Below are 16,248 nucleotides of genomic sequence, written 5' to 3'. Positions count from 1 at the left end.
CCTATTATTTAAAGAGAATTAAAAATGGATATAAAAAATAAAACCGTACTGGTGCTTGGCGGTGCAGGTCTTGTGGGAATGGCGATTTGCAGAAAGTTAGTCGAGCATAATCCCAAACGGATTATAGTTACTTCACTCCTGCAACACGAAGCCGAGGAAGCGGTTACCACACTTCAGAAAGAATTTTCGAAACTTCCAAAAAAATATTTTCTCCCTTGGTGGGGGAATATTTTCGTGAGACATTCACTGAAAGATACTAACCGCGAGGATATCATCAACGATCCGAAGACACGGATTCAACTGATCGATGACATTCTGAGCGAGTTGACTGAGGATGTTTTAAAAAGATCGACAATAAACACACTTTTACGATCATCTAAACCGGATATCATTATTGATTGCATCAATTCTGCAACCGCAATTGCTTATCAGGATATTTTTACAGGGGCGCGTAAAGTCATTCAACAATTGAAATCTGCAAAGGCAAAAAATACAACCGCCGATCTGATAGAAACGACCGAACGCTTGCTTGCCACACTTTATATTCCACAGCTAATACGACACGTGCAGTTGCTCTATCGCTCCATGCATGATTTCGGAACAATCATCTACTTAAAAATCGGGACAAGCGGAACAGGTGGTATGGGATTGAATATCCCGTATACACATAGCGAAGAACGTCCGTCAAGCGTGCTCCTCAGCAAATCATCTGTCGCGGGTGCGCATACTCTTCTGCTCTTCCTTATGGGTAGAACTCCCGATGCCCCGATCACGAAAGAGATAAAACCAACAGCGGCAATCGCATGGAAACGCGTTGGATATGGTGAGATAAAAAAACGCGGCAAGCCGATTGAGTTGGTTGATTGTGTGCCGGCACGCGCCATAAAATTGAGCGACAAGCTTCAGATTGCAATGAAGAATGCCGCAACCCCAACAGGCAAAACTTTAAAATCTGTTTTCATCGATACAGGAGAGAACGGATTATTTTCACGCGGCGAGTTTGAAGCTATTACAACTCCGGGACAAATGGAATTTGTTACACCCGAAGAGATTGCTGAAGATACGATTTATGAAATCAAAGGCGGAAACACAGGGCACGATATAATTAACGCGCTTGATAACGCAACACTTGGTCCTACATATCGTGCAGGTTATCTTTTCCACAACGCGAAGAAACAAATTAAAGAATTGGAAAAGAAACATAATGTAGATAGTGTTGCGTTCGAAATGCTAGGTCCACCCCGTTTGTCAAAATTATTATATGAAGGGTATCTTTTAAAACTTGCTTGTAAAAATGTCGGAACGATTCTAAAAACTAAACCGGCAGATCTTTCAAATAAAATTAAGAAGATCATCGAAACCAACGCCACCCTTCGATCTCAGATTATTTCCATCGGCATACCGATATTGATGCCCGACGGAAAATCATTATTGCGCGGAAACCAGATAAAAATACCGCCGTTCACCGGTGAAAACGAACTCGCAATCACCTCGAAGAGTGTAAATCTCTGGGCGCACGATGGTTGGGTGGATTTACGCGTTGAAAGCATGAAGCTGTGGAAAACGCGCTTTGAAGATATTCTAAAGCGTGTGAAAGATATACCTGAAACAGATTCAAGCTCACGTTTCCTTAACACCAAGAAGTACTGGGACAATTTTGAAGAGATAGATCCCGGAAAACTTGCCGGCTGGATCTTCAGCTATGAAGAAAAAGGAATGCGGATGAAAGCATAACCAGAAATACATAAATTAATTGAAGCCCCGATTCTTCGGGGCTTTTTTATTCGTGTTAATTTCAAATCGAATCCGGGAAGGAATACCAATCATGAGATTCGTTCAGAATTTATATCTGAAATATCTCTGCAAGGTTTCAATTTTTTTTCACACTGAACCAAATCTTATTAATAAACTCTAAAATGACTTGACATTATTGCGGATATATTTACATTAAAATTCTTGAATCCTTTTTACAAACCTAGTTTCCGAGCTACAGATTGCTCTGGCAAATATTAAAACGTTGAGCGGTTTAATACCTATTTGCGCTTCATGCGAGAAAATACGCGACGATAAGGGATATTGGAATCAATTAGAAAAATATATAATCGAACACTCTGATGCTACTTTTACGCACGGTATCTGTCCGGAATGTACAACGAAATATTTTGGTAAAGCTTTAAAAAAGGTGAATAAAGATAAATGAAATTATAGATTCATACGATAAACACGAATCATTCAGTTATCCTCCAGACATTCGCGACACACTTCATTAGTATTATACGGCCAGCATCCTTCCTCTTGTAGATTTGATTTTGAATAACTACATTGTATTAAAATAATCTTTCACAATAAATATATTTTCCGGCTGAGTTTGAAAACATAATCTGCCTGAAAAGGAAAAATCGACTTGCATAAACGGATAGAACCAAAGTTATTTAAAATTCTTCGTGATGGTTACACGAAAAATCAATTTTACTCCGATCTGGTGGCGGGAATTATTGTCGGCATTGTAGCTTTACCACTTGCTATCGCGTTCGCCATCGCCTCGGGTGCAAAACCGGAACAAGGGCTGTACACAGCGGTTATTGCTGGATTTATTGTTTCAGCCTTCGGTGGAAGCCGTGTGCAAATTGCGGGTCCAACCGGAGCATTTATTGTTATAGTTTATGGCATCATACAAAAATATGGATACGACGGACTTGTAATCGCCACAATTATGGCTGGCGTATTTTTAATCATAATGGGACTCGCAAAATTAGGAACACTTCTTAAGTTCATCCCCTATCCACTCACAGTCGGTTTTACAAGCGGTATCGCTTTAATTATATTTTCGTCGCAGGTAAAAGATTTTTTCGGCATAAAGATTGAGAACCTCCCTGTCGATTTTATAGATAAATGGATTGCGTACGGGCAAAAGTTTAATACATTCGATTTAAATACTTTACTTGTTGGCATTGGTTCCCTTTTAATTATTCTTCTTTGGTCGAGGGTAACACGAAGAATTCCCGGGACACTGATTGCAATAATTGTCGCAACAACAGTTGTGCAGTTGGCACAGATTCCTGTTGAAACAATAGGAAGCAGATTCGGCGGTGTACCGAACACAATACCTGCACCCAGAATTCCGCAGGTATCATGGCAAACAATTACCGACTTAGTATCTCCAGCTATCACGATTGCACTTTTGGGAGCAATCGAGAGTTTGCTTTCGGCAGTAGTTGCCGATGGAATGATTCGCTCACGCCACCGTTCCAATATGGAATTAATTGCTCAGGGAGCGGCAAATATTGTATCGCCATTGTTCGGCGGACTTCCGGCAACCGGTGCAATTGCTCGCACTGCCACAAACATTAAAAATGGCGGGCGCACACCGATAGCAGGAATTGTTCACGCGATTACCTTATTTTTGATAATGCTTTGCTTCGGCAGTTGGGCGGCAATGATACCGATGCCAACATTAGCGGCTATACTGATTGTGGTTTCGTATAATATGAGTGAATGGCGGTCATTCATTAAAATACTCCGAAGTCCGCGAGGAGATATCGCAGTGATGCTTGTAACCTTTGCATTAACAGTGATCATCGATTTGACAGTCGCTATAGAAGTTGGAATTGTATTGGCAGCATTACTTTTCATGAAAAGGATGTCGGAAGTAAGTCAGGTGAATGCGATAACGAGAGATCTGAAAGAAGAACGAGAAGAAGAAGAATCTCTACAAACTGTTCGCAAAATACCGCACGATGTTGAAGTATTTGAAGTTTACGGTACGTTATTCTTCGGAGCGGTTGATCAATTCACCGAATCTATGCGCTCATTAGAGAAAAAACCGAAAGCGCTGATACTTGAGACAAGCAACCTGCTTGCCATAGATGCTACAGGGCTTCACGCATTGGAAGAGCTTTGCATCCAATTAAAAAATCAAAAGACAAATTTTATTATTTCCGGAGTACACAAGCAACCGCTTTTTGCTATGGTACAAGCTGGAATCATAGATAGGTTGGGTGAAGATAATGTTTGCGGCAATCTGGATGAAGCTCTTAAGAGAGTTGAAGTTTTAAGTCACAATGATTCACTGAAAAAGTAATCTCAGTTCAAATAAATAATGGTTTTACTGTCCAGAATTTCGGATTTCGAGATTCGAAATTTCACCTATTCATACCTTAACGATTCGATCGGGTCTAGGTTTGATGCCTTCCAAGCAGGATAGACACCGAATGTAATTCCGATCAGAGAACAACTCCCGAAACCGATCCCCACCCAATCCCACGGTATCACTGCCGGGACTTCCAATGTTATGGCGACTAGATTTCCAACAATAATGCCGAGCATAATTCCTAACATTCCGCCCAACTCGCTTATGACTATAGCTTCGAGAATGAATTGCGAAAGTATATTTGTTTTTTTCGCGCCTATCGCTTTACGAATTCCGATTTCGCGTGTTCGCTCGGTAACGGAAACAAGCATTATATTCATGATACCAACACCCGCCGCAAGGAGTGCAATCGCGCTGACAAGCATTATTCCAAGTCGAAGATATTTGGTGAAATCATTGAATTGTTCGATCATCGAGTCGTTGGAGAAGATATAAAAATCATCTTCATCTCCGGGGTTCACCTGCCGTGCGGTGCGCAGTATTCCTCTCGTCTGCTCGATACAATCATCAAATGTTTCCCTTGAATATGATTGCACCATTAGATGAACATCGCGTTCTTTACCGTAAATATTAAAGAAATAATTAAGAGGAATAACAATAAAATTATCCTGATTTCCACCGAGCATTCCACCTTTAGGTTCGATAGTGCCGATGACATAATATTCATGACCATCAACGCGTATTGTTTGTCCGACGGGATCGGTTCTCGGAAAAATTTTATCGATAATTTGTTTTCCAAGGACTGCAACATTTCTACCGGAGTTAAATTCATCCTGAGTGAATAACCTTCCTTCACCGATTGTCCAGTTGTTAGTAATAAATCCTTCTATGTCTTCGCCCGCGATCTGGATATCGGGATTCGATTTTTTTCCATCAGGTCCCACGGCGGTTTTACCGAATGTCCATGCTTCTATACCAACAGCCGCAGCAAATGTTGAATTCTCTTTTACTTTCAGCGCCTGTTCGTATTTAATGAATTTTCGATTCCGAAGTTTGGCACGTTCAGCCGGATTACCTGATTGGAAATTAGGCATCCGCTGTACCTGAAATGTATTCGCGCCAAGCTGACTCATACCGTTCTCGATACTGTTGATCAGCACTGCCATACCTGTCATAACTCCGATTATCGAGAACACTCCGACCGCAATTCCTAGAAGAGTAAGTGTTGACCGAAGCTTGTTTGTTTTTAGAGCAACAAGCGCCATTATCAAACTTTCTCTAATTTCGTGTATTATAGTTTCTACTGCCTGACTCATATATTCAATGCAAAATTCAAAATTAAAAATGATAATCCGTTTTCATTTGATCACTCATACCGCAGTGATTCTATCGGATCAAGATTTGCAGCTTTCCACGCGGGATAAACCCCAAAAACAATTCCAACCACGCTGCAAGTAAGAAATCCTATTAATACCCAATCGATCGGTATCACGGCGGTCGTACCCATTGTTACTGCAAGTATATTACCAACTAAGATTCCAAGAATTATTCCAATGATCCCTCCAATCTCGCTTATCAAAATTGCTTCGAGTATAAATTGAATCATGATATTATTTCTCTTAGCGCCTACGGCTTTTCGAATTCCAATTTCACGCGTTCGTTCTGTAACAGAAACGAGCATGATATTCATGATACCCACACCTGCGGCAAAGAGAGCGATGCTGCTAACGATTATTATTCCAAACCGAAGATATTTTGTAAACTCACCGAATTGAGTAATCAACGAATCATTTGAAACGATTGCGAAATCATCCTCTGCACCGGGAGGAACGTGGCGGGCGGTTCGAAGTATGCCTCTTACTTGTTCCATACAATCATCGATTGCTAACGCGTCGGCTTGAACTTTAAAAGAAAATTCCTGATTCTTCCCGTAGATGCTAAAAAATGTATTAAGGGGAATAAGAACATACGACTCTTCTCCACCTCCAAGAACCGATCCTCTGGACTGCACCGTTCCAATTACCTGATATTTGTGTCCATCGACCCTGATATTCTGGCCTATCGGGTCACTCTTGGGATAAAGTTTTTTTACTACATCGGGACCTAGAATCGCCACATAACTACCTGAATTCAATTCACTCTGACTGAATAGCCGACCATTATCTATAGTCCAGTTATTCGCCAAAAAGCTTTCAATCTCCCGTCCTGAGACGCTAACACTCGGATTGGTTTTTTTGCCATCTTCTGCAACCACAACCTTTGGCGATTGGAGATAGCAAAATATTCCAACAGCTTTTGCGAGTGAAGCAGATTCTTTCACCTTGAGAGCTTGCTCATAGGATATAAGTCTTCGGTTCATCATCTTAATCTGCTCTTTGATATCACCACCCATCATGGGTGACGTTCTTTGCACTTGAAACGTATTCGCGCCAAGAAATGTCATCCCATCTTGAATGCTGGTAATGAGAACTCCCATCGCCGTCATTACACCGATAATTGAAAAGACACCGACCGCAATTCCGAGGAGAGTTAAGATCGACCGAAGTTTATTCGTTCGGATAGCGATGAGCGCCATCGACAAACTCTCTCTGACCTCGTGTAAAAATGTTTCCAGAGCGGCAGTCATTAATCACTCGTATCGCAATGCATCTACAGGATCTAATTTAGATGCTTTATAGGCAGGCAGGAACCCTGATATAACACCGACAAGGAGAGATACCAACAGTGCAATAGCAACTACTGAAACCGGCATGGCAGTTGGAAGAATCTGATCGGCAATCAAACTTAGTGGATACGCGATCGCTAAACCGATCAAGCCGCCAATCAAACAAATAACAGCAGCTTCAACGAGAAATTGCATTAATATAGTTCGTCTGCGCGCGCCGATAGCTTTGCGGATTCCAATTTCTTTCGTGCGTTCCGTAACCGAAACGTACATTATATTCATGATGCCTATGCCGCCGACAAAAAGCGATAGACCTGTAATAAAGAACCCTATACCTGCTATGACTGCTGTTATCGCGCCGAAAACCTGCGTGAGCATTTCTTGTTCATTGATATTAAAATCATCTTCCTGTCCGGGTGTAAGGTGACGCACTTTACGCATTATTCCGCGCAGCTCCTCTTTTGCTTCCTCAATATCAACGCCGGCGGCTACACGCGCGCTGATTAAAACATCGCGTCGCGAACCGAATTGATTCATGAAAGAATTTATCGGAACAAATATTCTGTTATCGGCAGTGAATGTACCGAAAAGACCCCCTTGTTTCTCGAGTACCGCTAAAACTTTGTACGGGAAACCACCTACTTTAACTACCTGATCAATCGGGTCGATGGATGGGAAAAGCGTTTCGGCAACGTTAGCGCCAATGATGCAAACCGGTCTGCCACCATCAGACTCTTCCTGAGAAAAAAATCTTCCATCCTGAATCGTTGTTCCTGATGCATCTTGATACTGATGAGTTGTACCTGTAATGAATGAGCTCAGCATGGTACGCGATCCGAATCGTGAATCTTTCAATGTAACAACGGAGGGCGCAACAGCATCAACGAGCGTGGCTTGTTGATCGATTGCCTCGCTGTATTCGAGTTTCATATCGCGGCGGTTTCTATATTTCCACCAGTCGTCGTGTTGAACCCACGGAAATTTTTGAATGTAGAGAACCTTTGAACCGAATGCCGATGCACTTTTTTCAAATGCCCTATCCACACCCTCGATAGCGGTTGCCATCATTGTTACCGATACTATGCCGATGATAATACCGAGCGTTGTAAGAACAGAGCGCATTTTGTTCGCTCTGATCGCCCTGAATGCGATTATCAATCCTTCTTTTACTTCAAAAAGAAAATGCATTGTTATACCGTTGTAGGAGTTTTACGTCTGGCTACTTTTTCATCGAGTTCCACCATGCCGTCTCGAACCCTGATTATTCGATGAGCATGTTCCGCGATATACTCTTCATGGGTTACGAGGATTATTGTATTACCCTGGCGATGAAGTTCCTCGAACAATATCATTATTTCGTCACCTGTTTTTGAATCAAGGTTACCTGTTGGTTCATCTGCCAGTAAAATCGAGGGTTTATTAACCAATGCTCGAGCCACTGCAACACGCTGGCGTTGTCCACCCGATAATTCGTTCGGTTTATGATGAACCCGGTCTCCCAATCCAACATGATTTAACGCTTCACGAGCCAATCGTTTCCGCTCTCCCGAGGTAACACCGGCGTAAATCAGCGGGAGTTCAACATTATGAAGCGCATCAGAACGGGCGAGAAGATTGAATGTTTGAAATACGAAACCGATTTCTTTATTCCGAACTTTGGCAAGCTGGTTATCATTCATCTCACTTACATTCACACCGTTAAATTCATACAGTCCGGATGATGGTGTGTCTAAACATCCGATTATATTCATCAATGTTGATTTTCCGGAACCTGAAGGTCCCATAATCGCGACGTATTCATTTTTATGTATTTCAACCGATACACCGCGAAGGGCTTGCACTTCTTCAGCCCCGCCCATGTCATAGCTTTTTTTTATCTCTTTAAGATTTATTACAACAGAGTTATTCATTCATGTTCCCTTTTTCTTCTTTATTTTGTTTCACCATCTTTAGAGGATTTCTTTTTGACGTTATCGATTTTTATCTTTACGCCTTCTTCAAGCTCTCGATTTATAGCTTTGTAACTTCCCGACACCACTTCTTTATTCTCTTCCAATCCGGATACAATTTCGGTATATGAATCATCAGAAATTCCACGCTTCACTTCAACAGCTTTCGCGACATTATTATCGGCTATGAAGACGATTTCTTTAACTTTTTCTGTCTTCTGCTTAATTCGCGAATCGGCAGCCGCCATATCTTCACCCTCTTCTGCCGGCTTCTTCTCTTTACTCTTATCCATGGTACGTGTAGTTACGCTTTGAATAGGAACGGTGAGTACGTTTTTCTTAGTCTCAGTTTCCACAGTCGCAGTCATCGACATTCCGGGGCGCAGAATTACATCTTTATCCAAGATTCTTATCTTTACTTCAAAATTTGTTACTTCTTCCTGTGTACCAAGTCCTTTGGTTTTCGCTGAATTTCCAATTTCATATACAATACCTACTAACTTTTTATTCTGAATCGCATCCACTTCAATCCGTGCCGTATCACCAATCGAAATTAGTATGATGTCGTTCTCGCCAACATCAACCCGAGCTTCCATTCTCGAGAGATCGGCAACAGTCATCACCGTCGTCCCCTGGAATTGACTCGTTCCAAGAACGCGTTCACCGAGCTCAACTTTCAAATCGGATATTGTGCCGACCATCGGCGAATATATTGAGGTCTTAGATAAACTTTCATTCGATTGTTTCAATTGCGCGTCGGCTTGTTCGAATTGTGCCTTGGCAACCTCGAACGACATTTTAGATTGTTCAAGCTCCGATGCAGATATCAATCCTTTGGCGGATAATTCCTGTGAGCGTTTGTACTCTGCTTCAACTTGCTGCAACCGCGCTTTGGCAGAAGCGACTCCTGATAATGCTTGGTCTCTCATTGCAAGATAAATATCGGGCTTTATTTTTAATAACAGATCCCCTCTGTTTACTTTCGTACCCTCTTTCATCGGTAGAGTTATAATTTCACCGCTTACTTCCGGTGTGATAATTACTTGCACTTCAGGATAAATCTTTCCGGTCGCGGTTACAGTCTGTGTTATAGTACGCTTGGCAACCTTTTCTGTCTGTACTGTAAAGACTTGCTCTCGCTTAGTGCCCAGAACAATAAGGAGTGTTACAACGATCAGTAAAACACCTATGATCGAGAAGATAATTATTTTCTTTTTTGATTTTTTATTATTTGCCATATATTAAATCCTTCTGATGTGAGCAGTTTGCTCAGAAATTAAAATTTATCTTTTATTCTTTTCTTTCACCTAATACATATTCTAAATTACGTTTCGCGGTGATGTAAAAATAAACCGCGTTGATGTTGTTCGCCTGCGCATTAACAAGACCGGCGTTTGCCGTCAATAGATCCAGAAGCGTACCAGCTCCGAGATTATATCGCTCCTCTGCAATTCTACTGTCTTCAGATGCAGATTTTACACCTTTCTGACTTACCTCCACTTGTTTCTTGGCAGCTTCGAGATCAAGAAGAACTTTTTGAATCTCCACAATAATCTCGCGCTCTGCTTGTTTCAATTGTACCTCAGTATTTTTTTTGTTCACGGTAGCTGTTTGAATAGATTGATTGGTAAGGAATCCGTCAAAAATATTCCAATTCAAACCAATTCCCCAACTGATTGTTTTATTATCTTTCATTTTAGAAAATTCAGTAGCTCCAATATCGTATGATGCTGACGCAGAAACACTCGGTAAATATCCACCCCATGCTGATGTCACGCCTGCTTCCGATGAACTAAGATTTTCGCTCATAGCTAAATAATCCGGACGTGATGAGATAGCCCGTTTCGTGTACTCATCGATATTTGAAATTTTTGTTTGCACATCGTTAAGTTCAGCCTGATCAATATTGGTAGACATACCCGGATCAATAAATTCGTATTTCTTCGTCATATCTAATCCAATCAATGCGACAAGATCTGCTTTCGCTTTATCATAATTGTTTTGAGCGTTAATGACACTTAATTCATCTGCAGCAACTTGAGATTGTTGACGATATACATCTGCCAATGAAAGAGCGCCAATACGGTTCGACTCTGTGATTCGCTCTAATTGCCGATTATCTTTCTTTAAATTTTCCTCAGAGACCTTAACCAATTGATCTAGTCTGAGCACATTCAGATAAGCCGATCCGACCTGAAAGCGGATCGTTTGTTTCATTCTATTCGATATATATTCGGACGATTTGGCTGATGCGGAAGCGCGCGTAAAATTCGATTCACGCTTTAGCCCGTCAAATATCGTATATCTCGCGTTGATACCTGTGGAAAAACTATTTCGAACTGAAAATGTAGCTGGAAAAGTTTGGACTAGCCCTTGATAAGAACGTTCGCCTGCAGCCTGATCGTTCTGGGATCTATTCCATCCCCCTGAAAGAGAGATCGATGGAAGATAACTTCCATATGCTGCCAGCATTCCACTACTTGCTGCATCAACATCATTTCGTGCTTGAATAATTGATGCGTTATTCATGAATGCAAGTTCTACTGTTTTATCGAGCGATAGTGTTACGGGCTCTTGCGCAAAAATAACCGTTGAAAATATGAGTGTAATAATTGCTGAATAGACGAATTTCATCTCGTGACTCCTTGATTTAATAGATTTGAGCTTAAAACGGGGCTCAATTTAAACTACCCCTCTTTAACGATTTGATTATTTAAAAGTTACATGTTTATTGAAAAACTATCCAAAATTATGAATAATTCTTTATAATTTCATCTTTTATTTTTAATAGATAAGCCAATGCAGAACTATGTTCGTTTGGAATTTCACCTTCAATGATGGCATCTTCAATCTTTGTTTTTAAGACACCTACAATCGGTCCGGGTTTAATTCCGCAAACTTGCATAATTTCGTCACCCTTAACCGGCGGCTGCCAGTTTCGAATCTGGTCTTTCTCTTCAACCTCTTTCATTTTCGCGAGCACGTGATCGTAATTTTGCAAATACTTTGAAACTCGTTGCGGATTTTGAGAAGTAATATCGGCACGGCACAGCAACATCAGATCATCGATATCCTGTCCGGCTTCAAACATAACGCGTCTGATAGCGGAATCAGTGACTTCTTCACTCACTAAAACCATCGGACGCAAATGCAATCGCACTAACTTTTCAACATAAGACAATTTATCCAGAGGTAATCTCATTCTTCTAAAGAGCGGTTTCATCATCCGCGCGCCAATTTCTTCATGCCCGTGGAAAGTCCACCCGATTCCATCCTTGAATGCTTTCGTCCTTGGCTTAGCGATATCGTGAACCAATCCTACAAATCTGAGCCATACTTTTTCTGTAAATTGACTGAGACTATCGACAACTTTCATGGTATGGAGAAAAACATCTTTATGATGATAATCTTTCCTCTGATCGATGCCAACCATATCTACTAGTTCAGGAAAAATATATTTTGCTAATCCGGTTTCCTGAAATAATTTTAATCCGATAGACGGTTTTGGTGATGCCATTATTTTAAAAAATTCATCCGAAACCCGCTCCATAGATACAATTGATATTCTTGGAGCCATTTCGCGGATTGCCTTGTACGCGTTCGGCTCGATGCTGAAGTTCAGTTGGGAGGCGAATCTTATCGCCCGCATCATTCTCAGCGGATCATCATCGAATGTTTTTTCCGGTACCAACGGTGTCCGAAGAATTTTATTTTTTAAATCGACAATACCATCGAAAGGATCGCTCAGTTCACCGAATGCATCACTATTAATAGATGCGGCTAACGTGTTCACCGTAAAATCTCGGCGTGAAAGATCGGTCAGCAGAGATGCCTTTGTTACAATCGGTTTCCTTGAATCTCTCGCGTAACTTTCTTCACGCGCCCCAACGAATTCAATCTTTCCACCCTCCAACGGAAGCATGGCTGTGCCAAAATTTTCATACGTTACAACATTTTTTTGATTGATTTTTTTAGCCACCTCTTTTGCGAAAGCAATTCCATCCCCAATCACGACAATGTCTATATCTTTTACTTCTTTGCCTAATATTTTATCTCTGACAAAACCACCCACAGCATACGCTTCTATCTGAAGCTCATCGGCTATTGATCCGATCTGCTTCAACATCTCATTTTCAATCTCAATATATTTTGAAGATTCTTTCATCATTAAAAAGAAATTGATTGCTGATTGATTTTTGTTATTATATCGTGAGCAACCTTCAATGCTTGTAATCCATCTTTGCCGGTTACAACCGGTTGAACGTCGTTTTGGACAGCGTCAACAAACAATTGAAGTTCATGCATTAAAGCATTCACTTCTTTAATTTCGGGTTTTTCAAAAACGATATTCCTATTCTTTGTGCCGGCATTTATTTGTCCCAGCATCATCGCAATATTTTCGACCTTCTCGTTTTCATCAACAAGTCGAAAAACTTCCGCGGTTCCATCCGAAAAATCAATTGAAATATAAGCATCGCGCTGAAACAATCTCATCTTCCTCATTTTCTTTTGTGAAATACGGCTTGCGGTCACATTCGCCACACATCCGTTCTCGAATTGTAGGCGCGCATTGGCAATATCAATCTGATTTGAGACAACTGCCACACCGTTCGCCTCTATTTTAACTACCGGTGATTGAACCAGGCTCAGTATTATATCGATATCGTGAATCATTAAATCCAGAACCACCGCGACATCAGTACCGCGCGGATTGAATTGCGCCAGCCGGTGTGATTCTATGAACATCGGATTAAGTTTATAGGTTTCCAGTGCAAGGAGTGCAGGATTGAATCGCTCGATATGCCCGACCTGAATCTTGACATTGTTTTCAATCGCAGCTTTCACTAAAGTTTCCGCTTCTTCTGTTGTATGGGTTATCGGTTTTTCGATAAACAGATGAATACGTTTAGCGATTGCTTTCCGGGCAATTTCAAAATGCGCGGTGGTTGGCGTTGCGATACAAACCGCCTTCACGTCGTTCAGCAAATCATCGATGCTTGTGAATGTTTTTGTATGATAATCAACTGCTATCTTTTCGGCACGAGTGTGGTCCGAATCATGCACACCAACCAGGTCAGCGTTTTGTATGTTCGCAAGCATCTTTGCATGCAGAGAGCCAAGATGACCCACGCCTATAACTCCTATGGGAAGTTTCATTTATTATTCAGAATAATTTTTGATTTTACGGATTATTGACTTTGTAAATCGTGTAATAAATAATTTGATCGTTGTTCAATCCCATTTTAAAAAATGGTTTTGTCACAACTGCAATCAGCGATCTGTCATTATTTAATATTTCGGGTCGCGGCGACCGGTGAACGATATAATCAGGCTTGCACAACGATTGATATTGATTTTTCTCTATAATTTCGTACGGAGTTAATCCTTTTTTCAATAAAGGAAGAAATTCCGGAGACACCAAACCGGCTACATCGTAAATCTTTCTATCGGAATAATAACCGATTGCACCAACATCTCCAACCAGAATTGTCGAGCTTAAATCAGTGTTTTGTTTCAGCCACTTACCGATCGGGATAAGGCAATTTTCCATACCCGCTGAAAATGATTCGATTCCGGGACGAACAACCCGATGATAAAATATTTGATTTTGCATCATCACAAGTGCTGTCAGGATGAATATCCCCAAATAAACATATCGCTCGATGTACTTTGCTTTCAGGTACTCAGACAAAAAATAAAATCCATAAATAATAAGAAGCGGGATCATCAGTAAAAGATAACGTGACACGACATTTGTATCGGATAAAATATAAAACAATGAAATTGTGAAACTCCAGCCGAACAAAAGAAAATTATTTTTAAATATGGAAACAAACTTATGAACGATAGAATACCTTTCTCCGTTAGATTTCCCGAACAATTCTTTCATGATAAATGCCGCGATGATAACTATGACAATTCCATCGGTAACTGCGAGAGTTTGCGCGACATCAAGAAATGTTGCGTAACTTTTAGAGAGCGAAAAATTGAAGCCAACTTTACCGAGCATCGTATTCGGTATGAATGTCCCAAAAACCGAACGTGCATAGATTACCCACGGAATAACGACACCGAGAAATATACCCGCCAATTTAATCAACATCCATTTTTTAATTTCTACCGATTTTAAAAAGAGGATATCAACAAAAATAATTAATGTGAATAAAGCCCCTTCGGGCCTGACGAGCGTTAAAAGAGCTGTGAAGAAAATCGACAAGAAATATTTCATACGAATAAAATACAGCACCGCCAACAAGATTAATAATACGGCTAACGATGCTTCCATCCCGCTACCTGTCCACCTCATAAACCAGGCATTCACAGAGAAAGCAATAACAGATGTAATCACTATCGCTTTATCTTTTATTATTTGCAAAGATAATAGATAAAAAACAATCAGCGAACTGCATGCAAAGACAATATCCATCCACTTGGCAGTTTGATAAAGATCTGATCCGAACCAACCACCTATCGTAATAATAAAAAGCCATAGCGGACTGGTGATACCGTAAGTGGGTTGATCAGTGTTAAAACATATTCCATTCCCTGCTATCATATTTTTCGCATATTGGAGATAGATATATGTGTCGTCAACTGTATAAGTGAAATGGGCTTTCACATTAAAAAAGAAAACAGCAATTATTCCGGCTATCACAAAAATAATTGCTATACGATTCAGGCGGTTATACATTTGTGTCGGCATGATTGGTTAATGATTTTTTCAACCATCCAAAAAATTCAGGAACATTGTGGAAGATAAAATCCACATCCATCTGCATAACTTTATCTTTTCCGTATGAATCCCAAAGGACCGCTGCCATTTTCACACCTGCTTCATGCGCCGCTTTCACATCAGCCACCGCGTCACCGACCATCAGTACCTGATGCGGTGCAAGACCGAATTCTTTCATCACTTTTGTTATTCCTTCTGCGGAAGGTTTGTGATTATCGACATCGCTGCCGGTTATGATCGTATCAAAATATTTTTTTATTCCCAGCATATCAAGCGATAGAAGTGTACTACGTTTCCCTTTTCCGGTAAAGATCGCCAATCGTAAATGTTTAGATTTTAAATAGTCAAGCGTCTCACGAATTCCATCGTACGCATTCACCATTTGAGGATGATGTTTTTCATAGAACGAATAAAAATCATGCATCGCCTCATCAATCCGTTCTTTGCCGATGAGTCGTTCAATCGCTATCTCTTCAGGGGGACCGAACATCTTTGTGATCTCATCCGGCATGTAGGTTTTGCCAATATATTTTTGAGTAACATGGTTGAACGTGGCAAAAATCAACTCGTTTGTTTGGGTTAAAGTACCGTCGAGATCGAAAATAATGCAGGAAATATGCTTCATGGTGGTAAAATATAGCAAAAAGAGAATGGAGAAACAAAGAGTAACAGGGGGATGAAGGATGATATCGGATATTGGATGTTCAAGTTTAGATGTGCGATTTGAGATGAGAGATGAGAGATGTGCGATATTTGTATTGGACAAATAACTCATAACTAACCAGTTTCTTTTTTTCTCTTTTCCATCATT

At 40.7% G+C, this 16,248-nt stretch carries 12 protein-coding genes; 2 read left to right on the top strand and 10 right to left on the bottom strand.

All coding sequences use genetic code 11. The features are described from left to right. The first annotated feature begins 24 nt into the window (after positions 1 to 24). Positions 25 to 1,734, top strand: coding sequence for a short-chain dehydrogenase (locus HZB59_11570; protein MBI5022064.1), 1,710 nt, complete (start codon positions 25 to 27; stop codon positions 1,732 to 1,734). A 682-nt stretch (positions 1,735 to 2,416) separates the two neighbouring features. Continuing rightward, the gene (sulP, locus tag HZB59_11565; protein ID MBI5022063.1) at positions 2,417 to 4,081 is read left to right on the top strand and encodes a sulfate permease; all 1,665 of its coding nucleotides are present in this window, start codon (positions 2,417 to 2,419) and stop codon (positions 4,079 to 4,081) included. A 65-nt stretch (positions 4,082 to 4,146) separates the two neighbouring features. Here sulP and HZB59_11560 read toward each other — a convergent pair whose 3' ends face one another. From HZB59_11560 to HZB59_11515, 10 genes are all read right to left on the bottom strand, one after another. Then, positions 4,147 to 5,406, bottom strand: a complete 1,260-nt coding sequence (locus tag HZB59_11560) for an ABC transporter permease (GenBank protein MBI5022062.1) — start codon at positions 5,404 to 5,406, stop codon at positions 4,147 to 4,149. A gap of 50 nt (positions 5,407 to 5,456) precedes the next feature. After that, positions 5,457 to 6,716, bottom strand: coding sequence for an ABC transporter permease (locus tag HZB59_11555; GenBank protein ID MBI5022061.1), 1,260 nt, complete (start codon positions 6,714 to 6,716; stop codon positions 5,457 to 5,459). 3 nt (positions 6,717 to 6,719) lie between these two features. Beyond that, on the bottom strand, positions 6,720 to 7,943 hold the full coding sequence (locus HZB59_11550; GenBank protein ID MBI5022060.1) for an ABC transporter permease: 1,224 nt from the start codon (positions 7,941 to 7,943) through the stop codon (positions 6,720 to 6,722). Between the two features lie 2 nt (positions 7,944 to 7,945). After that, complete coding sequence (locus HZB59_11545) at positions 7,946 to 8,665, bottom strand: ABC transporter ATP-binding protein (protein MBI5022059.1); 720 nt, start codon at positions 8,663 to 8,665, stop codon at positions 7,946 to 7,948. A gap of 20 nt (positions 8,666 to 8,685) precedes the next feature. Continuing rightward, the gene (locus tag HZB59_11540; protein MBI5022058.1) at positions 8,686 to 9,942 is read right to left on the bottom strand and encodes an efflux RND transporter periplasmic adaptor subunit; all 1,257 of its coding nucleotides are present in this window, start codon (positions 9,940 to 9,942) and stop codon (positions 8,686 to 8,688) included. Positions 9,943 to 9,994: 52 nt separating this feature from the next. Next, complete coding sequence (locus HZB59_11535; protein MBI5022057.1) at positions 9,995 to 11,338, bottom strand: TolC family protein; 1,344 nt, start codon at positions 11,336 to 11,338, stop codon at positions 9,995 to 9,997. Positions 11,339 to 11,453: 115 nt separating this feature from the next. Further along, entirely contained in the window at positions 11,454 to 12,869 is a 1,416-nt protein-coding gene (locus HZB59_11530) for an HD domain-containing protein (GenBank protein ID MBI5022056.1), read from the bottom strand. Positions 12,870 to 12,871: 2 nt separating this feature from the next. Continuing rightward, positions 12,872 to 13,861 carry a Gfo/Idh/MocA family oxidoreductase gene (locus HZB59_11525; protein MBI5022055.1) on the bottom strand — a complete coding sequence of 330 codons (990 nt, stop codon included), beginning with the start codon at positions 13,859 to 13,861 and terminating at the stop codon, positions 12,872 to 12,874. Positions 13,862 to 13,886: 25 nt separating this feature from the next. After that, entirely contained in the window at positions 13,887 to 15,407 is a 1,521-nt protein-coding gene (locus HZB59_11520; protein MBI5022054.1) for a hypothetical protein, read from the bottom strand. After that, on the bottom strand, positions 15,388 to 16,212 hold the full coding sequence (locus tag HZB59_11515; protein ID MBI5022053.1) for an HAD family hydrolase: 825 nt from the start codon (positions 16,210 to 16,212) through the stop codon (positions 15,388 to 15,390). The genes HZB59_11520 and HZB59_11515 overlap by 20 nt, the downstream gene beginning before the upstream one ends. Positions 16,213 to 16,248: the final 36 nt, after the last annotated feature.

This window comes from Ignavibacteriales bacterium (assembly GCA_016214905.1).
Classification (GTDB): domain Bacteria; phylum Bacteroidota; class Ignavibacteria; order UBA10030; family SZUA-254; genus PNNN01.
Note: the sequence above shows the minus strand (reverse complement) of the source record. Positions and strands in the feature narration are given on the sequence as shown.

Coding starts and splice junctions, on each gene's coding strand:
- HZB59_11570 (MBI5022064.1), top strand. CDS start 25: ATGGATATAAAAAATAAAACCGTACTGGTGCTTGGCGGTGCAGGTCTT.
- HZB59_11560 (MBI5022062.1), bottom strand. CDS start 5,406: ATGAGTCAGGCAGTAGAAACTATAATACACGAAATTAGAGAAAGTTTG.
- HZB59_11555 (MBI5022061.1), bottom strand. CDS start 6,716: ATGACTGCCGCTCTGGAAACATTTTTACACGAGGTCAGAGAGAGTTTG.
- HZB59_11550 (MBI5022060.1), bottom strand. CDS start 7,943: ATGCATTTTCTTTTTGAAGTAAAAGAAGGATTGATAATCGCATTCAGG.
- HZB59_11545 (MBI5022059.1), bottom strand. CDS start 8,665: ATGAATAACTCTGTTGTAATAAATCTTAAAGAGATAAAAAAAAGCTAT.
- HZB59_11540 (MBI5022058.1), bottom strand. CDS start 9,942: ATGGCAAATAATAAAAAATCAAAAAAGAAAATAATTATCTTCTCGATC.
- HZB59_11535 (MBI5022057.1), bottom strand. CDS start 11,338: ATGAAATTCGTCTATTCAGCAATTATTACACTCATATTTTCAACGGTT.
- HZB59_11530 (MBI5022056.1), bottom strand. CDS start 12,869: ATGAAAGAATCTTCAAAATATATTGAGATTGAAAATGAGATGTTGAAG.
- HZB59_11525 (MBI5022055.1), bottom strand. CDS start 13,861: ATGAAACTTCCCATAGGAGTTATAGGCGTGGGTCATCTTGGCTCTCTG.
- HZB59_11520 (MBI5022054.1), bottom strand. CDS start 15,407: ATGCCGACACAAATGTATAACCGCCTGAATCGTATAGCAATTATTTTT.
- HZB59_11515 (MBI5022053.1), bottom strand. CDS start 16,212: ATGAGTTATTTGTCCAATACAAATATCGCACATCTCTCATCTCTCATC.